The sequence below is a fragment of the Mesorhizobium sp. WSM3626 genome, assembly GCF_000513935.1.
GTDB classification, from domain to species: domain Bacteria; phylum Pseudomonadota; class Alphaproteobacteria; order Rhizobiales; family Rhizobiaceae; genus Mesorhizobium; species Mesorhizobium salmacidum.
The window spans coordinates 1-19,299 of record NZ_AZUY01000049.1; the positions used below are offsets into that span (position 1 = coordinate 1).

A 19,299-nucleotide genomic window follows, 5' to 3' on the forward strand; every position below is an offset into this window, starting at 1 on the left:
GAGGACGAGCGTTATGGCCTGGCCGGCCACTGCCTGTTTGAGATCGCCGCCATAGGCGACGATGCGTTTGACATGCGAGGACTTGCCCGATTTGGCGACGACGACCGCGTCGCCTTGCGCAATGGTACCGGACGCGATGGTGCCGGCAAAACCACGAAAGTCGAGATTGGGGCGATTGACGTACTGGACCGGAAAGCGGAACGGCANCTCGGCCGTGNCTTCGTCGACCGACACGGTTTCGAGATGCTCGATCAGTGTCGGGCCGGAATACCACTGCATGGTTTCGGAGCGGCGGCTGACGTTGTCGCCGTAGCGGGCCGACATCGGGATCGGCATGATGGCTTGGAAACCGAGATCGCGCGAGAACTGCCGGTAGTCCTCGACGATCCTGTCGAAGACCGCCTGGTCGAAATCGACGAGATCGATCTTGTTGACCGCCAGCACGATGTGGCGGATGCCGAGCAGCGAGGCGATGATCGAATGGCGCCTTGTCTGGCGCAGCACCCCTTGCCGGGCATCGATCAGCACGATCGCCAGATCGGCGGTCGAGGCGCCGGTCGCCATGTTGCGGGTGTATTGCTCGTGGCCGGGCGTATCGGCAACGATGAACTTGCGCTTCGGCGTGGCGAAGAAGCGGTAGGCGACATCGATGGTGATGCCTTGCTCGCGCTCGGCCTCGAGGCCGTCGACCAAGAGCGCGAAGTCGATGTCGTCGCCCGTCGTGCCGTGCTTGCGCGAATCGCGTTCGAGCGCGGCGAGCTGGTCCTCGAAAATCTGCTTGGTGTCGGACAGCAGGCGTCCGATCAACGTCGACTTGCCGTCATCCACCGAACCGCAGGTCAGGAAGCGCAGCAGCGACTTNTTCTCCTGCGCGGCCAGATAATCGCGGACGCCATCCGTGGGAGCGAGGCTCTTCGCCATGATGTGGCGCATGGTCAGAAATACCCCTCGCGCTTCTTCTTTTCCATCGAACCGGCTTCATCGCGGTCGATCAGGCGACCCTGCCGTTCGGATGTGCGTGCCGTCAGCATCTCGCCGACGATGGCCTCGAGTGTGTCGGCGTCGGATTCGATGGCGCCGGTCAGCGGATAGCAACCAAGCGTGCGGAACCGCACCAACCTGTCCTCCACGACCTCGCCGGGCAGCAGCTTCATGCGATCATCATCCTTGAGGATCAACATGCCATCGCGTTCGACAACCGGCCGCTGCTTGGCGAAATAGAGCGGCACGATCGGGATGTTTTCCTGCAGAATGTACTGCCAGATGTCGAGCTCGGTCCAGTTCGACAAGGGGAAGACGCGGATCGATTCACCCTGCGCGATGCGAGTGTTGAAGATCTTCCACATTTCGGGCCGCTGGTTCTTCGGATCCCACACATGCTGGGCATTGCGGAAAGAGAAGATGCGCTCCTTGGCGCGCGACTTTTCCTCGTCACGGCGGGCGCCACCAAAGGCGGCATCGAAGCCGTATTTGTCGAGCGCCTGGCGCAACGCCACGGTCTTCATCACATGGGTGTGGGTGTTCGAACCGTGATCGAACGGATTGATGTTGTCGCGCACGCCGTCTTCGTTGACATGAACCAGAAGGTCGAACCCCAGCTTCTGCGCCATCTGATCGCGAAATGCGATCATCTCGCGAAATTTCCAGGTGGTGTCGACGTGAAGAAAGGGGAATGGCGGCTTGGCCGGATAGAACGCCTTCATCGCCAGATGCATCAGCACCGACGAATCCTTGCCGACGGAATAGAGCATAACCGGCTTGGTGAAAGCGGCCGCGACCTCGCGGAATATGTGGATCGACTCGGCTTCAAGCCGCTGCAGATGCGTAAGCGCTGATATCATGGACCGTGAGCGTTCTCTCGTGCCTTGCAACAGAAGTTCCTGCGTCAAATCATCGAGCCTTTTTGCGCCCGCTTCAAGCTTCGCTTCTGGACAAAGTGTTTCGTTCGGGCGTTCTAGCAGATCGTCGCGGCCCAGAACAATGCAGGACGAGCTCGGCAGCAGTCGGTTCGGGAATGAATTTTCCGTGCTAGTGGCAAAATCCGGAAATTTCTGCTTGAAGGGCCTCCAGCTGGGAAAGGCAGGAAAAATATTGCCTGTGAGAGCGCCGTGGCGGCGGCGCAGGGGTCAACCGGCCCCGAATGCGGGATTTCGGCGGCAATCGATCCGGACGCACTATCGAAACAGCGACCCAGCCGCTATACGCTTTTCGAGAGTGGGCAAGTGCGTGATGAAGCACGGGCAGTTTCGAGGCGAGCACTTTCGAAGATGTGCCGCATAAAATCTCTCTGGAATAGCAGGTCCGAGAATTGAACCGGCTTTCATCCATTAGGCAGCAATTCACGCCTTCGCGGATCAATATCTACTTCTCCATTCTCTGCTTCTTTTCTCCCCCGGTCCTGGGATCGGTGGTTAGCTTCGTGTTCAATGGCGGCGGCTTGTGGTCCGTCCTGTTGATCGCCTTGAAGAGAAGACGCTTCAATGTCGACCGCGCGATGATGCCGCTGACGATCGCGATCTATGCCTATTGCGCAAGCAATGTCCTGGCGTCCCTCGTCAACCACGTGATCGTCAAGGACGCGCGGCATCTTATCCCGCTCATCACCTTTCTGTTTTTTCCCATCTCCTATTCGACCTGGAGCATTACGCAGAAGGCAACGCTCGTCCGCATCATTGTGCTGGCCAGCATGGCTGCCTGTTTCGGGGCGCTGCTGCTGGCGGTCTATCAGCAGTATCGGCTTGGCATACGCGCCGAGGGCGGGGCCGGAAATGCGATCGTTTTCGCTGAGGTCCTCTGCCTTGCAGTGGTGACCTGCGTGGCTGCTGCCCTGTCCGGTATAGAGAGGTACAGGATCGCCCTCATCTGCGCTGCACTCGGCGGAACGGTCGCCATTATCTACTCCGGTACGCGCATCGTCTGGCTGGCGCTGCTGATTGCCGGTATCGCCGTTCTGCTGATCAACCAGCAGAGGCTGAGAGGGAGAAATGCCGTTCGCGTGCTTTTGCTGCTGGCCGCGATCGCAGTCACAATCGCGTTTTTCGGGTTCCAGACGATAGCGGGGCGTGTCGCCTTTCTGCACTCCGATTGGGATGCGCTGGCGGCCCATGGTGACCACACGACTGCTCTGGGATCGCGCGTCGCGCTTTGGGATATCGGCCTGAAGGCATTTCGGGAGATGCCATTTTTCGGACATGGGGTGGGTGCCACTCACGTCTTGATCAAGCAGGGCTTTCAGGACCAGTTCGGGATGGACGAAGGTTTCAGTCATTTCCATAACGGCTTCCTGACCGCCTTGGTGCAAGCAGGAATCCTGGGTGCGGTGACGCTGGCAGCGATCTTTGTGGTTGCCGCCAGAAATGCCGCCCGGGTCCTTCGCGACAGCGCCGATCCGATCGAGCGGTTCGGCGCCACCATGATTGTCGCCGTCGTGATCACCTACCTGACCGCCGGAATGACAGGCATCCTGATCGGCCATGACATTCTGGACTCGGTCTTTATGGTCTTCCTGGTGTCGGGAACATATCTTGCATGTGGGCGCCAGGCCGCGTTGGTGGAAGCACGGACGGTTTCACCAGCAAACAGCCAAGCCGTTCCATCAGTAGAAGGCCTGGCACCCCGGCCAGCCGCTCGATAGCCGGTCCGGGCAAGACAATGAAAGTCCTGGTTACGGGCGCGACGGGCTTCATCGGCCGCCAGGTGGTCCATCGGCTTCGTGAGGCCGGTGTCGGGCTTCGCCTCGCCTCCCGCCGGCCGGAGAGACTTGACGCGGGGTCCGACGCCGTGCCAATGCCGGGTTTCGATGCGCCGGCCGCGGCTTTCCTGGCGCTGACCAGGGACGTTACGGATATCGTCCATTGCGCGGGTCTGAACAATGACCAGGGCAATGCTACCGAAGCCGATTTTCGGGCAGCCAATGCGCAATTGAGCGCACGTCTGGCACATGCCGCCGCCACCCAGGCAAGCGGACGGTTCATCCATCTTTCCTCGATCCGGGCCGTGATCGGCGCGCGTGCCAGCGCAACGATCGACGAAAACACGGTCCCCGAACCGCAAGACGCCTACGGGCGCTCGAAGCGCGAAGCAGAAATCGCGGTGCTGGACGCCTATGCCTCCCATGGCCGTGCCGACGCCGCCATATTGCGGCTGCCTCCAGTCTACGGGATCGGCATGAAAGGAAACCTGGCGACGCTGATGCGGCTCGCCGATACGGCTCTGCCGATCCCGACAGGCGCGTTGACGGCAAACCGCTCGCTGCTGTCATCGCAATCGGCGGCACGGGCGGTGTGGCATCTGCTTTGCCATTCGCAGCCGCTTCATCCGGTCTATACCGCCAGCGACGTGACGCCGGTTTCCGTCGCTGCCATCATCGGTGCCTTTCGCCGCGGTTTCGGGAGGCCGACGCGCTTGGTGCCAATGCCGGCCGGACCGATGCGGGCGGCCGCCATACTGCTTGGCAGGCGGCCGTTCTGGGACAGCCTGACCGCGACACAGATATGCGACCCTTCCCTGCTTGCCTCGCAAGGCTGGGCGCCGGAATCCGGCACACTGGAATGGCTGACCGAGATAGCGCGGCTCCGAAAGCCCCGACTTCCCGTTTGACCACTGGTCCAAGGACTGGTTTTCTGCTTCTGGAGCACGGCGCGCTCAGCCGCGATAGAGCGTTCCGAACAAGATCCGAAGGTCGAGCCAGAACGACGCGGTCCTGAGATAGCTGGCATCGATTTCGGCCAGAAGTTGCGGGTTCGACATGTCGATGCCCCTGATCTGGGCCAAGCCTGTCATTCCGGGGAGAGCCTGCAAAACCCCGAGCCGCCTGCGGCATTCGATCAGTTCTGTTTGGGTCGGCAGGCAGGGACGCGGTCCGACCAGGCTCATTTCGCCGCGCAGGACATTCCAGAGTTGCGGCAACTCGTCGAGCTTGAATTTCCGCAAGCCCTTTCCAACCGATGTCACGGCGCTCACGGGGGTTTCATGCGAGGGCAAGGATGGCGTTCCCTGGTACATCGTCCTTAACTTGTGGCAGCGAAAAAGCGCCCCTTCGCGGCCAATCCGCGTTTGGGAAAAAATCACCGGACCTGGCGACGATGCACGGACGGCAAGAATGGCAAGCAACAGAATGGGAGAGGTTGCCACCAGCAGCACAGCCGCACCGGCGAGATCGAAGATTTTCTTGGCTGTCGTCATGAGTGGCCGATGGGCTCCCTGCCAGGGTTTCACGCGGCAACCGCGAGCGAAACCGGTCAATCCGGTCGGCGTAGCATGAGGTCGCCTTCCTGACCAAGCGCCGCCACGCGGTCCGCAATATTCAGATGCGACCCAGGATAAAGGCGAGATAGAGCCCAAGGGTCCCGGCAATAGTCTGTCGATAGACGCCGCTTTTGTGCAGGGCGCCCAGGCGTTGGAAAAGGCTACCTTGCCGACCGTTCGCGAACAAATCGAGGCATGCCAGCGCATCCGTCGTAAGGAGGTCGCGATTGACGGCAAGGCCGGCGAGATTGAGATCGGTCCAGTCCGCGAAGTGGCCCTTGAAGAGGCGGCCGAGCCGCGAGATCCGCGCCTGCCACGATGCATTGGCGCCGACCAGGTTTGCCGCATGCTGGCGGTAGCGCACCAATGGTCGCGGATCGTAGCGGACGACGCCGCCGGCACCGGTGACGATCAGATAGGCCCACCAATCATGGCTGACGAAACCGGTGCGAGCGGAGGCCTTGGCCAACAGATCGCGGGCGGCGCGGTTGAGCAGGATGGTGTTGCCGCCGGCAATGCTTTGCACCAGCGCGTTGCGGAAGGCCGGCGGACGGCTAAACAGCGGCGAATGGCCGACCAGGCTTCCGGTTTCGGCCATGGTCGCGGTTCGCGAGCAGAACATCAGCGGTTGCGCCACGTCAAATGTCCGCATCCAGCCAAGGGCGCTTTCAAGCCTGTCGGGCTCCCAGACATCGTCCTGATCGCTGAAGGCGTAACAATCCGCGTCAATGCGCGGGTCGAGGATCATCGACCGGAAATTGGCGGCAAAGCCTTGCCGCGGCCCTTCCACCAAATTTATCCGACCTTTTGCCCAGCGGGGCTTCCAGGCTTCGACGATGGCAACCGTGCCATCGACTGAGCCGTCGTCGGATATCCAGAGGTCGACCAGAGGATGGGACTGGTCGAGCAGCGACTGCATTTGCTCGTCGATGAAGGCGGCGCCGTCCTTCGTGGCCATCAGGACGGCAATGCGCAGATCTGTCTTACCCACTGATGTCAAACGCCTTGCTGCGCGAGGAAAACCGCTACGCACTTTTCCCGGAATTGCTTTAGCTCGCCTGCCCGGCCGTCTTCGGGACCGCGTCCTGCCGCGCGTTCGCCCTTGTCTTCGTCGCGCGGTCGAGATCGGCCAGGATGGTGAGCGAGGCGGCCTTGTCCTGGCTCTTCATGGATTGCTGCAATGCCGCAAGTGCTGCCTGGACATCCGACCACTGCGCCACATCGGTGCTCAGGCCAAAAATCTTGGCAATGCTGAGCTCGACCAATACCTCGTCTTCGCCGTGAAGTATCTCGTGGAGCTTTTCGCCCGGCCGGATACCGGTGAAGCGGATTGGTATATCCGTATAGGGGCTTTTGCCCGCCATGCGGATCATCGTTTCGGCCACTTCGACGATCGGCACGGGCTTGCCCATGTCGAGCATGTAGACGGCGTAGTCCTGGTCGGCCGGCCGCGACGCGGCATCGGCCGCCGACATGATGACGAGATCGACGGCCTCGGCGACAGTCATGAAATAGCGCGTCATGCGGCGGTCGGTTATGGTGACCGGCCCACCGGCCTCGATCTGCGCCTGGAATATGGTCGCCACCGAGCCATTGCTGCCGAAGACGTTGCCGAAGCGCACCGCGATGAACTTGGTGGCGGCGCGGCGGCCGCCCGGTTCGCCGGCCGGCGTTTCATGCAGGGCGCTGACGATCTGTTCGGCGGCCCGCTTGGTCATGCCGAGCACGGACGTCGGATCGACGGCCTTGTCGCTCGAGACCATGACGAATTGCGCCACGCCGCATTTGGCGGCGACCTCGGCGCAGACAAGCGTGCCGAAAACGTTGGTCTGGATGGCCGATTCCCAGTTCTCCTCCAGAAGCGGAACGTGCTTCAGCGCCGCGGCATGGAAGAGGATGTCGGGTTTGAACTCCGTGACGACGCGCGTCATCTGGCGCCTGTCCGCGACATCGACGATGCGGACCTTGAGGCGGTCGTGGTCCTTCTCGTCGACATACTGGCTCAGCTGGAAGATGCCGAATTCGGAATTGTCGGCGACCAGCACGGCCTCGGCTCCAAGCTCCAGCGACCGCTTGACCAGCGTTCGCCCGATGGAGCCGGCGCCTCCCGTGACCAGGACGCGCTTGCCGCCGACGAAGGCGCCGATGCGCTCGATGTCGGACGGCACAGTCGGGCGGCGCAGGATCGTCTCCATCTCGACGGCATCGAGAACGAGCTTTCCCTCCTGGCCCACCTGCGAAAGCCCAGCGAACTGCACGACCCCGATGTCGCCGTGACGCGCGACGCGGACCAGCTCGGAATATTCCTCGATCTCGTGTTCGGCGCCGCTGCCGAAAATCAGCAGATCGAGGCTCTTGCTGCCGGTCGCATAGTCCTCCAGGACATTGATCAGGCGCGGCCGGGTGGCCACCACGGGAACCCCTTGAATGCGCGTGCCCAGCGGTGCGCCACGCTCGGTCGCCATGATGCCGACAATGGAATGCTCGGCGGGCTGCGCCGTACGCGTGAAACGAATGATCAGGTCGGCCTCGCCGAGCCGCCCGACGAACAGGGCCTGCTTGGTCCGCGCCGTGTCGGCCTTGCGGTTCAAAATACCCCAGCTCGCGCCGTCACGCAGGAAGCGGTAGAACAGCCGGGGCGCCGAGATGATGGTGAAGGAGACGAGCAGGAAGACGATGAACTGGCGCTCGTTGAGGCCCGCGACGGGCTGGAAGAAACGCACGACCAGCGAAACGGCGTAGAGCACGAAGGTCAGGATCGCGCAGCTCTTCAGGATGTTGAAGAAATCAGGCGTCGAGGCGAAGCGCCAGACCGTGGTGTAGAGGCCGCAATATCTGAACAGAAGATGGCTTATGAGCACGATGCCGGCCCAGGTGAATAGACCCTCCGTGGAGAGCGCGCCGAACGAAAGATCCGACCGCGACAGAACGAGACTGAGCGCGACCGCGACCAGGACCATGGCCACGTCCTGGACCATGATGAAGGCGCGCCGCATCCCGGGCCTGAGTCCGAACACAGCTTCCAGGGAAGTATTCATTAGGCAGTACTAAACTCCAGACTGTCGGCATGACTACCAGCAAAGTGTGAACACGAGAAATCATTCGTGACCGTCACACTTCCAAGTAGCATCTCCGGCCCTCGCCTGCTGTATCGCATACTGCGGGGGACGAGGCATAGCCAGATGTTTTTTTGGAAGAATGAGAGGCAAGGGAAGCATGAAGCCCGATTCGTGGAAAATTGCCGCGAAGTCCGCATTAGCGCTTGCTTATAAACAGTACGTCATCAGCATGTGTGTCCAGTTTTGCCGCAGTTGACTCTGCTCCAGACCTCGTTAGGACGCAATGCGTTGCCATATGTCCATCGAAACGGCTATTAGACAGGGGCTTGGTGGTTCGCTATGGCCAGCGAAGGACAATGCGCCGAAACAACAGATTGCGATACTCCCAGCTATGATCGCTGCACTAAACGGGGCTTTTGACGACATCTCAAAAGCCATGAAATTACACCGGGTCTGGGTGGCGCTTGCCCATGAAGACATTGGCGACCAGCACAGACGCACGACACTCGGCCCGCTTTGGATGCTGGTCAACTATTTCGCTTTCGTCGGCACGTTTGTCTTTGTTTTCGTCACCAAGGACGCGAGCAACCCCAGCTACATAGCCTACGTAGCCATCGGCATGCTGGTATGGTTCTATCTCAGCGAAACAATCACCGTGAGCGTGTCGCTCTTCCAGCGCGAGGCGAGCTTCATTCAAGGCACGACACTGCCGTTGTTCGTGTACGTGATGCGATTGACGATGCAAAGCGTCATCCGGGCTGGTTATTCGCTAGCGGGATGCGTTCTTATTCTGTTGTTGAGCGGTTACGGCATCGACACGAACTGGCTGCTGTCGTTGCTGGGCCTGCTGCTTATCGTCCTGGCAACTCCTGCATTTGTCATGGTCTTCGCGTTCTTGGGCGCCTTTTTCCCCGACAGTGAGTTCATCGTCGGCAATATGATGCGGGTTGGCATGTTCTTGACGCCGGTCTTTTGGGTCTATAGCGGGCAAGAAGGCATCCAAAAGTATGCCTATCATTGGAATCCGTTCACCTATTTCCTTGAGGGCGTGCGTGAACCGATCACGGCGGGCATCTTTCCGACGCATGCTCTGGCGGTGACAGGTTACATCTGTATCGGCGCCTGGGCTATTGCGTTGCTGCTGCTGGGCCGTTACCGCAAGCACGTCGTTTTCCTGATCTGAGCCTCATGACCTCCATCAAACTGAACAATGTCAGCCTCGTCTATCGGCTGTTTGAAAAGCTGACGCTTTCGGCGCCTGGCCGGCGTCGCAGCGCTCTTGGCGGCAACATAGCAAAGGCGGGCACCAAACAGGTCGTGCAGGCGCTCGACGGTGTCAGCTTCGAGCTCAAGGCGGGCGACCGGTTAGGGCTTGTCGGCCCGAATGGCGCCGGTAAGACCACCCTGCTCAAGGTTCTATACGGAATCTACCAGCCAACGGGCGGCACGATGTCCATCGCCGGCAAAGTCGATGCGCTGTTCAACATCAGTATAGGTTTCCGACCCGAGGCCACCGGGCGCAGGAACATCGTGCTGAGGGGATTGATCAGCGGCTGGACGAAGGCCGAGATCGAAGAGAAGGTGGAAGAAATAATCGATTTCAGCGAACTCGGTGATTTCATCGATGTCCCGTTCAAGGCCTACAGCCAGGGCATGGCCGCGCGTCTCGCCTTCGCAGCGGCGACAGCGCTTGATCCTGAGATTCTGCTGATGGACGAGTGGATCGGCGCCGGCGATGCGGCGTTCCAACAGAAAGCCAAACGGCGCATGGACGAATTGGCAGAAAAAGCAGGTATCATTGTCCTGGCCAGCCACGATGAGAATCTGATCAACAGCGTATGCACAAAAAAGCTTACGCTTCGCAGTGGGCGAGTGGAGTCGCTACATCCGGTCGTGAAAGTCCCGTCCAGGAAGCATTGATTGACTCCTAAGATGCTGGCGCTTGAGAAACTCATACGCCATGCAGGTCTCAGCCGTCATCTCACAAGAGACATAAGGTTCCTGCCGATCCGATAGAATGGCCGCAAGACATAGAATACGGAGGGAGCCCTGGCGTGCAAAGACCTCTTGGCAGCCCCGATCGTCGTCACGATAGATTCCTTAAGGAGCGGCTGACGCGCGCCGACAAGAGAGTTGCCGTTAACCTCAACCACAGGAGCTAGAACAGGGTTGCCGTTGGCTTCGATCATAATGGGATGGCCATTCGCCTTCCAAATGCGCATTTTCTCAATGAGTGCGAAAAAGCTGTACACCGGAGAATGTGTCAGCATCTTTTGCAACTTATATTCGAGCATTGTGTAGTTGAAGGCAGCCTGTCTTGGGGACATGATCTGATGAGCGAGGTATCCCGCATCCTGCGCGACATAGACAATAGCCCGCTCCAAGGCATGCGGTAGATCGCCGTCCCGATAATTCCCCTCGGTTGGAAAATCGCTGAGCTTCCAATTCCTGTCGAACAGCTTCTGCAGTGCCTTGGGCCGAAACCAAAACATCGACCCGTATGGAGCCAATGGCGTATCCTCATCGAGAGGCACTTTGACGTCGATCTTTCTGAGCAGGTCCTTCACCGGCTCTTTATTGGAGAACCACGAATATCCCATCGTCATGAATGAAATATGGATAATAGGTGCGATGGCAATTCCGATAACCGGATTCTTTCGAAATAAGTCTATGACGTTCGCAACATAGCCTGGGCTGTTCAGAAGATTTTCCAACAGATGGTTCTTGAACAGCAACCCTTGCGCGGCAGAGACCTGTGGCGACTTCTTTGTGTGAATCCTGCAAACGAGATCGTAGTTGTCTTGCTGGAAGATATCCTTGCAAGAAATGAAGAGCGCCGCCATGTCGCGTCCACGGTTTTCGCTCACGACACGAACAATCGAATTACCTATACCTACCTCCTTCTTAAGACGAGCCTCGATTAACCTCTTCTTCTTGCTAGTATCTGTTGTCGCGATGAAATCGTATTTATTTCCTATATTCCTGGAGTATGACAGCAACTCATCCAAAAGCTCTACGTAAAAGACGTGAGCGCACACCGCAATTCGCAAATCATTCGGGGCGTTATCCTCAAGTATCTGATCGGGCAGCACAGACATCAATGCTGCATTGGTATTCAATATCCTCGGTGAGGCACCACGAGCAATGTTCCTCCAAACAAGACCTAAGTCGTAATCTGACGTTTCGCGTATGATATCGATAGCCTTTGGAAGGTTTATCGCATGAGCCTCATGAAACAGAGACTCGTGGAAAAATAATCGCCTTTTTAGTATTGGTATCCTATTCTTAATGGTTTCCTCAATATTAATAAAGCACGGGTAATCCGAACCGTAGTCATCCGGATTCTGATACGCTTCGTATTTGTATTTCAGCTTCGAAAAATGATCGCTGAACCGACTCTCGTGCTTCAGAACCGATTCATTATAGCTTCCTATCTCGGGCATTGTCTCCCAGTACCGGCGAAATGCCAAAGAGGTAAGCATCGGCTTCCGAATGGCTATGAAATGGGAATTGATGTGCCGAGGGAGATGGCCTTGTCCCGTAAAAGGGTTCGGAGTCATCTCCTTGTGAATCGTGATCCCCCAGAAATCGAGGGACTTCCTTTTCTCCATCTCTTCGAACATCTCCGAGAACGGATAGATGGGTCCATAAAATGTATGATTGTAGAGCAGAAGTTCATCATACTCGCCAAGATTTTCGTATCCGACCGACTCAATTCCGGTCTTATAGGCCCAAACATCGAATCCGCTGTTGTCTCGAATTATTATCTCTTCGACCAATGGCTTAACGGCCATTTCGGAATCGCGCGACAAAGAGCCGTTCGACACAAAAATGGTCTTACTTACGAATGGCTGCAGAGATTTGATCAGATGCAGAAAGTAGTCGTCGACGATCCCTTCTTCATCGTAAAAAAAGGCTATGGCTAGTCGCTTTATCATTTATCGGGTCCGGATGTTACAATGAGAGGACGATGCGCAGATTGGTCGATGTGGTGCATTTTCTCGGTCGCTTAGCGAGCATCTCCAGTTGTGAGACACCCGTCCATACGGAACAACAGCATGGTGGCACCCTGGTCGCCCAATGGAGTTTCACGGTGCAAATGAACGGGCTCGGCACCCTGTGTCAACCTTTGGGCAGCTCTGTCAACAATGCCGAGGGAGCGGTAGGTATATGGCTGCATTGCGGACCGGCTGCCTTATCCATACAGCGAAAACTGAAGCCTCCAACTCGAGAGTGGACGAAGTCGCGGGGCGGAATACGAGTGGAAGACGGTGGAAACTTGACTACTGACTGACGCCTGCGACATGGGTAGAGAGGAGTAAGTCAAATATCAACGAATATCCGCCGCAAGACCGGCCATTGGAACAATACGCAGATTGCCAGCGGAAAAACGAAACGAGTTCGGTATCTGGATTCCTTGCGCGGCCTCGCCGCATTGTGGGTTGTGGTAGGTTCACGTCGCGATGATGCCACAGCCGATCTTTGGCTTGCCCGAGTGGATCGGCGTCTACGTCACCCCTGACACAATGGGAGTCCCATTGTTTTTTGTCGTGAGTGCCTTTTCGCTGTGCTTAAGCATGCCAGGACGCTTGAGGCATGAACGACCACTAACGCTGGGTGCTTTCACCTAACTAGCTGCCCAATTCGCAATCGGCCGCCATGAATTTCCTCGCCATTACGGACGATTATAACCGACAATTTTGCTGGCTCTTCAAATGCCATCCCCGGAAGCTGCAACTGCACGGCAAGAGTCAAAATATGAATGGTTTCCGTTTCAAATTCGAAAGGAGATTTCTGCGGTAACTCATCGGCTGAAGCTGTCTGAATTGCCGTTTCCACCATGTCCGTCACGCCTGAGGTTTTATTTTCAACGCGGACCTTCACTGCTAACGATGGTATCACTTCCGGATAGCGCTCTTGGTATCTGATTGCGCACCATAGGCCGCCCGGCAAAGCCCAAGGGAGCGGTCCATCGAACAGAATTTCGTCGTTATAAACGCCGATGTAGATTTGCTTCCCGTTGGTCTCGTGTCGAATGTCATCGCAGAATATGACACCAGCGTGTGGATGAAGGATCATGCTGCTTCACTGCGAATTATTTGCGTGACGACCACATCCGTGGATGGGCTATTGCCATCGCTCACGCGGCGTGAGGTAACGCAAATACGGTTGGTGCTCGGTGCTCGCGTTGGGTTGCGTATCTCTCCAGCAGGCCCAAAGCGGCGGTTCGAATGGCGGTCTACCACCGTTACCTCAACGTCAACATCTAGAGCATTCGCGATGTCCGCTATGGTGCTGATTTCCCAATTGGGCTTCGTCCCTGAAAACCATCGAGAGATGGCGGATTTATTGATTCCGAGACGGTCGGCAAGTTGAGTGAGAGTGAACCCTGTCTCCACTTTCCTGGCCTGGATTACCGCCCAAAACGTACTCACAAAAGCAGAGCGCAGAATTCCCCGCTCGAACTCTTGAGCAAACTCTTGGTCGGAAATCGTCTTAGATTTCTTCATCCACATCGCGACATAGCCCCTTAAGGTACCCTAACGCTGTTGCTGCTCGAAAAGGCAGCACATTACCCATAGTGCCGCTCCAAAGACCGGGGATACCGGCGGCAGTGTCTCTGTAGTTCCTGTTCTTATGAAGCCCTAGCCAATGCCGACAATGCAACCCTAAGCCTACGAATATGCCGGCATCGAGGAAACGACCGAATAGGCGTACTTGGAAGTGCCTAGGCTTCCGAGCGCAAATCACCCAAACCTCATCAAGAGTATGTAACCGTTCCATGTCCGGACCCTGCTCGTCTGGATCCCCTTTAAGGCTCACCGCGATGTACCAACCGAAACAAAAATTCGCGATTTGCTCTTCCATTTCCGCCATTGGCAGATGGCTCAACTCGGGGTCTTTCCCGGCTAGACCCATATGAACCTTAGGCGTCACATAAAGAAACCGCTTGGCCTCCGCCCTCTGCCTAAGCGGTGGTCGCGCAACGAGACGACCTGTCCCCGTTGCTCGATACAAAATAAGATTAGTTGCGTTTAAAGTCAACTACTACCCCCGCCGGCGCAACCGTTTTCCTCTCGAATGGGAAACGTGACATTACCAGCCCAGGAGACAGCCTATGACAGATTTGACTTTGAGTGAGGCCCTACGCGAGAACCGCTTAGAAGATTTCATCAAACAACAGGAGGCCAATGGCATTGGCTCCGTGGATTGTCGCGACGATCGCGTGCGTGCTTCCGTGACTGCATTGATGTATTACTGTTAGAGCGACCGACCAACAACTATGGAAGAAGAATCGCGGACAAATTCTCAGGTCGGATGCCCAAACTGTCCTTAGATATTCAGAGAGCTTGAGACGTTATCCACCCTTCGCACAGCCTGCCGAAATACATCCGAGTGGGAGCGAGGACCGCACCTGCGAAGGCGGCTCCTACGCTTTCCTAGCCAGACGATTTCCAACTGCTATTATTGCTCGGTAAGGCGGCCTAAGGATACGAAAGAGAAAGGGCGATCTGCGTGTTGTCGCTCGCTTAAGGGCTAGAACCAGGACCCTGAACGCTGATTTCACGCCATAGTTTGGCGACTGACCGGAATAGAAAGCCGACAATTTTGCTTCCAGCATGGTATAATTTCGAGCCGCATGGCTGGGCGTCAGGACATGGCGGAACACGTAGCCGGCATCAAGCGCCACATATGCCACGATCCGTTCAATCGCATAAGGCAAGCTGCCGTCCTTATGACGTGCTCCAGCGAAGTCGCTCCATTTCCACTCGTGCGCGAATAACTTCCTTAGTGCCAGCGGTCTGAACCAGTACATTCCACCGTAAGGCGCCACCGGCATGTCGTCATCAAGGTGTATTTTCAGCCCCAGCTCTTCGGCGAGCAGTGCGACATTATCCTTGTTTCCGAACCAGGAGTTTCCCATCGTAGGATAGCCAATATGGACTATCGGCGGCATGACAAGTCCAATGGCGGAATTTTCCGCGAACAACCTGATTATGTTTTCGACATAGGCTTTCGAGTAAAGCAAATTATCGAGCATATGCAGCTTGAATTGGTCACCCCTGGCCCCATCCTGGGGGGATTTCTTAGAATGCACACGGCAAACAAGATCATATTCTCCATTTAAGACATAATCTCGGCAAGAAATCAGCAACGCTGACGTATCTCGGCCGTCATTTGAATCAACGACATGTATGATCACACGGTTGGCACCGCGCGCCCCGGCCATCGAGACTTCTATCATCGCCTTTTTTTCATCGGTGTCGGTCGTGACGATCAGGTCATATCCAGCGGGAATATTCTCCACATAGGCCAACATCTCCCCCGACATTTCGGGATAAAATATATGAGCTATAACAGCGATACGAAACGGCTCCTCCACCATATTTACCTCTGCGACCTCATCAGAGAGTACTGACATGAGAGCAGAATTGCTGTTGAGCGTTCTCGGCTTCGCGACTTTTCCGATACTTCTCCATACCAATGAAAGATCATATTCTGAATTTTTCTCGATCAGACACAGAGCCCTTGGTAGATTTATCGCCTCCCTGTCCAAAAATAGCGTATCCTGAAAAAAAAGCCTTCTCTTTAGAATCGGACTCCTGTTCTCAATGGTTTTATCAACCTCCATCAAAACAGGATAGTTAGTCTTGTAGTTATTCGGGTCAACATAGACCGAACATCTATATCCTATATCCTCAAAATGCTTGGTGAAGACGGTTTCGTGCTTCTTAATCGAATCCATATAAGAGTCGATCCGGCTCATTTGCTGCCAATACAGCTTGAAAGCTTCCGACTGATGAAGAGGCTTCCGGACCGCGATAAAGTGTGAGTTGAGATGAAATGGCAATTCCGATTTCATCGAGTTGAAAGGGTGTGGACGCATCGCACGGTGGGCCGATATGCCCCAAAAATCACACGCCTCACTGTCCATTTGCGAAAACATCTCGGAAAATGGAAAAATCGGACCATAGAATGTATGATTGAAGAGTAGCACTTCATCAAAGTCGGCAAGCCGCTCCCAGCCGATATCGGTCAGGCCGGCCTTGTAAGCCCAGACGTCGAATCCCCTGTTCTCCCGAACAATTAGTCTGTCGACAATCTGCGAGACGCGATCCGCGGATTCCTCATCCAAGAAGCCATTGGACACGACCATCATGTGTTCGACGAACGGCTTTAGTGACTCCAGCAGATGAAGATAATAGTCTTCGACCTTGCCGTTTTCATCATAGTGGAATGCGATGGCCAAGCGCTTCATTGTAATCCGCTACGCGCTTTTGGGTGAAACAGCGCAGCTTTTCGGCGCGATAAGTTGAGCTTAGCCAAGTCGTGAATCAATCCACTCGGAAAGCTGGCCGATCCCCTCGTCCACGCTTTTCAAAGGTCGCCATTCCAGTTCGCGCACCGTCCTGTCAATGTCGGCGACGGCACAGCGTACATCACCGTTGCGGAACATGCCGTTGACGTGCGGCTCGGGCGCCCCATACCGCTTCGCGACGATTTTCGCCAGATCAAGGACCGTGGTCTTGGAGCCCGTGCCGACATCATAGGCGAGCGATTGCGACAGATCTGTTGTCGTGGCCTTGTCGATGGCCGAGGCAACGTCGTCAATGAACACAAAATCCCTTCCGATATCGCCATCTTCATAGATCGGGATGCTCTTGCCTTCCTTGGCCATCCTGATGAACAACGACACAATTCCCGTGTAGCTATTCGTCAAGGACTGGCCGGGGCCATATACGTTTTGAAGACGAAGCACGTTGACGGCCGTTCCGAATGACAGGGCCCAGGCCCGCAATATCTGTTCCTGGGTTAGTTTGGTCGCCCCGTAGATACTGGTCGGATTCGGTATCGTTTTTTCCGCATCCATCGGCAGAGGTTCAAGGCCGGGAAAATCCCACTCCGCGCGCTCGAGCTGCTGCTTCGATCTCTGGCCCGGATAGGTTACTTGGCCGCCCCCCCTTGAACGCCATGCCCCTTCTCCGTAGACGGCGCGGCTTGACGCCAGGACAAAGCGCTCAGGAACATGCGATGCGGTGGCGAAAGCGTCCAACATGCGGGTTGTGCCAAGGACGTTCGCTATCGCGTGGCGAGAGCCCTCTGTGAGTGACTGTCCGGTGCCCGTTTCAGCCGCAAGATGCACCACAACTTCGGGCCGGGCGGTTTCCAACGCCTGCGTCCAGGTGGAAGCCTCGGTCACATCCGCAATCACGAGTTCAACGCGCGGATCAAGTTCGGCGGGACGCTTTCGCTCAGCGTGAATCTGCGGGTGCAAGATGTCCACGACGATTACGCGACCGAAACGATTCGCCAATTTGGTGGAGAGCGCACAGCCAATGAAACCGGCTCCGCCAGTCACTACACATGTTTTAGACATTCAGCATACCCGATTATTGATCCGGCTGTTCGTTACCATCGTCGATCTCATTTGAATAGACGCAGAGAGGCTCAGTTCCAGTTGGGCTGGCTTAAAGCATCAGCGCCCCCGCGTCCGCGCTTGCAAAAAAGATGCGCCACAACGGTTCTCTAACCAGATGTCCAATTTGACCACTTGGCATGCGAGCCGCCCGAATAGGTTTGACATGCGTTCCAAACGCCACAAATCAACGGCCATGGAATTGTTGAGGCGATCGACTGCTAGCCCGTTCGCCGCTAGAATTCCGGATTCTCGCAGCCCCTCTAACGCCTCATACCCTCGCCATATACCGCCCATAGCATTGTTTCGAGGCATCGGTTGCGGACGAGATGTGAGTTGGTTGGCAGGTAAGGAGTAGCATTTTTGAGAGATCACATTGCAGTGCAGGTTTCTCCTTCGAAAACGGATGATTTTTTTCGGGCACTTCTAAGTAGCAAACTGGATCCGGTCTTTTGGCCCACGGATTTGCTGGATAGAACAAGCGCGTGGTTTGGGCACATACCCTTCGCCCACTGGGTCGTCGGAGCTGCGAAGCCGCGCGTCTTGGTCGAGCTAGGAACACACGAGGGCGTTTCGTATTCCGCATTTTGCTCCGCGGTAGCGCGAATGCAGCTGGCGACTCGGTGCTACGCAGTCGATACTTGGCAAGGAGATGAACAGGCAGGCTTCTACGATGATAGCGTATTCCAGAAACTAAGTGCCTATCACACCCCACTCTTCGGAAGCTTTTCCAGTCTTTTGCGGACAACATTTGACGAAGCTCGTAGCCAGTTTTCCGACAAGTCAATAGATATTCTCCATATTGATGGTTTTCATTCGTATGAAGCGGTGAAACATGATTTCGAGACATGGCGAGACAAATTGTCAGACCAAGCGGTCGTCTTGTTCCATGACACTAATGAATTCGGAGAAGGATTCGGCGTGCATCGTCTCTGGGCAGAACTTAAAAGCGAATATCCCAGCTTCGAATTCTTACATAGCCACGGCCTTGGAGTTTTATGTGTTGGCTCGGCGTCCCCTCAAGCCATTCTGACTCTATGCAATCTTTCGGAACGCGACAGTGATCAGCTTCGCCAACGTTTCGATCTCCTAGGAACTCGTTGGGCAGCTGATTCTCAGAACACCAGGCTGGCATCCTTGCTGCATCTGGAACATCAGGCTGGCTTGCAACACCTTCATGAACGGGAGCGCTTGGCCGCCGAAGTCCATAACCTCGAAGAAGAGTTAAAGCAGGTTCGCCTAACCCACGAAGAAATTCTGGAGCAAACTCGCCTGGCCTACACGGAACTTTTGGCGCAGGCTGGCCAAGCTCAACAGGAATTGCAGCAAGATGTGACTCGGAAGCTTCAGGAAGCTGATGTCAAGATGAGAGAGACCGAACGCGCTCTCAGCGTGAAAATCGCGACGATCGAATCAGAAAAGAATGCTCTTCTTGGATCGACATCATGGCGATTGACGCGGCCGCTGAGAGCGATGAGGACGGCCACGTCGGCGTTATCGTTGAGCGGGTTTGCCAAAAGGTGCTGGACCACGCTTGGGAGGCGGCGGTGACAAGCTGAGATCCCGTGGGGCTTT

The 19,299-nt window shown here is 56.3% G+C and carries 16 protein-coding genes; 6 read left to right on the forward strand and 10 right to left on the reverse strand.

Translation table 11 applies throughout. The annotated features are described in order from the left end of the window. A partial coding sequence (locus M653_RS0125695) for a GTP-binding protein (protein WP_032936110.1) occupies positions 1-933 on the reverse strand: 933 nt, incomplete at its 3' end. A gap of 2 nt (positions 934-935) precedes the next feature. After that, the gene (gene cysD, locus M653_RS0125700; RefSeq protein ID WP_027145902.1) at positions 936-1,841 is read right to left on the reverse strand and encodes a sulfate adenylyltransferase subunit CysD; all 906 of its coding nucleotides are present in this window, start codon (positions 1,839-1,841) and stop codon (positions 936-938) included. Positions 1,842-2,308: 467 nt separating this feature from the next. Between cysD and M653_RS01000000133520 the strand changes: the two genes are divergently transcribed. Together M653_RS01000000133520 and M653_RS0125710 are read left to right on the forward strand one after the other, a co-directional pair. Further along, entirely contained in the window at positions 2,309-3,634 is a 1,326-nt protein-coding gene (locus M653_RS01000000133520) for an O-antigen ligase (RefSeq protein WP_032936112.1), read from the forward strand. A gap of 17 nt (positions 3,635-3,651) precedes the next feature. After that, positions 3,652-4,599, forward strand: a complete 948-nt coding sequence (locus tag M653_RS0125710; RefSeq protein ID WP_027145903.1) for an NAD-dependent epimerase/dehydratase family protein — start codon at positions 3,652-3,654, stop codon at positions 4,597-4,599. Between the two features lie 45 nt (positions 4,600-4,644). On the opposite strand, the gene M653_RS0125715 is transcribed toward M653_RS0125710, so the two are convergent. From M653_RS0125715 to M653_RS0125725, 3 genes are all read right to left on the reverse strand, one after another. Further along, complete coding sequence (locus M653_RS0125715; RefSeq protein ID WP_027145904.1) at positions 4,645-5,184, reverse strand: sugar transferase; 540 nt, start codon at positions 5,182-5,184, stop codon at positions 4,645-4,647. Positions 5,185-5,305: 121 nt separating this feature from the next. Further along, positions 5,306-6,238 (reverse strand): glycosyltransferase family 2 protein, encoded by a 933-nt coding sequence (locus M653_RS0125720; protein ID WP_027145905.1) that lies wholly within the window; start codon positions 6,236-6,238, stop codon positions 5,306-5,308. 58 nt (positions 6,239-6,296) lie between these two features. Then, on the reverse strand, positions 6,297-8,285 hold the full coding sequence (locus M653_RS0125725) for a nucleoside-diphosphate sugar epimerase/dehydratase (protein ID WP_027145906.1): 1,989 nt from the start codon (positions 8,283-8,285) through the stop codon (positions 6,297-6,299). 316 nt (positions 8,286-8,601) lie between these two features. On the opposite strand from M653_RS0125725, the gene M653_RS0125730 reads away from it, so the two are divergent. Then, positions 8,602-9,489, forward strand: coding sequence for an ABC transporter permease (locus M653_RS0125730; protein ID WP_245262344.1), 888 nt, complete (start codon positions 8,602-8,604; stop codon positions 9,487-9,489). Positions 9,490-9,494: 5 nt separating this feature from the next. Then, on the forward strand, positions 9,495-10,226 hold the full coding sequence (locus tag M653_RS0125735) for an ATP-binding cassette domain-containing protein (RefSeq protein ID WP_027145908.1): 732 nt from the start codon (positions 9,495-9,497) through the stop codon (positions 10,224-10,226). Between the two features lie 56 nt (positions 10,227-10,282). Here M653_RS0125735 and M653_RS0125740 read toward each other — a convergent pair whose 3' ends face one another. The 3 genes from M653_RS0125740 to M653_RS1000000136070 form a co-directional block, all read right to left on the reverse strand. Continuing rightward, the gene (locus M653_RS0125740) at positions 10,283-12,244 is read right to left on the reverse strand and encodes a rhamnan synthesis F family protein (protein WP_245262345.1); all 1,962 of its coding nucleotides are present in this window, start codon (positions 12,242-12,244) and stop codon (positions 10,283-10,285) included. Positions 12,245-12,929: 685 nt separating this feature from the next. Next, positions 12,930-13,385 carry a hypothetical protein gene (locus M653_RS0125745; RefSeq protein ID WP_027145910.1) on the reverse strand — a complete coding sequence of 152 codons (456 nt, stop codon included), beginning with the start codon at positions 13,383-13,385 and terminating at the stop codon, positions 12,930-12,932. Then, entirely contained in the window at positions 13,382-13,822 is a 441-nt protein-coding gene (locus tag M653_RS1000000136070) for a helix-turn-helix transcriptional regulator (protein ID WP_032936115.1), read from the reverse strand. The genes M653_RS0125745 and M653_RS1000000136070 overlap by 4 nt, the downstream gene beginning before the upstream one ends. Positions 13,823-14,424: 602 nt before the next feature. On the opposite strand from M653_RS1000000136070, the gene M653_RS1000000136955 reads away from it, so the two are divergent. Continuing rightward, entirely contained in the window at positions 14,425-14,571 is a 147-nt protein-coding gene (locus tag M653_RS1000000136955; protein ID WP_156938270.1) for a hypothetical protein, read from the forward strand. A 165-nt stretch (positions 14,572-14,736) separates the two neighbouring features. Here the strand turns inward: M653_RS1000000136955 and M653_RS0125755 are convergent, their stop codons facing one another. Beyond that, positions 14,737-16,566: a rhamnan synthesis F family protein gene (locus M653_RS0125755; protein ID WP_027145911.1), complete on the reverse strand. Its 1,830-nt coding sequence runs from the start codon at positions 16,564-16,566 to the stop codon at positions 14,737-14,739. Positions 16,567-16,626: 60 nt separating this feature from the next. Then, on the reverse strand, positions 16,627-17,685 hold the full coding sequence (locus M653_RS0125760) for an NAD-dependent epimerase/dehydratase family protein (protein ID WP_027145912.1): 1,059 nt from the start codon (positions 17,683-17,685) through the stop codon (positions 16,627-16,629). A gap of 420 nt (positions 17,686-18,105) precedes the next feature. On the opposite strand from M653_RS0125760, the gene M653_RS1000000135060 reads away from it, so the two are divergent. Further along, entirely contained in the window at positions 18,106-19,275 is a 1,170-nt protein-coding gene (locus M653_RS1000000135060; protein WP_280940121.1) for a class I SAM-dependent methyltransferase, read from the forward strand. The last annotated feature ends 24 nt before the right edge of the window (positions 19,276-19,299 follow it).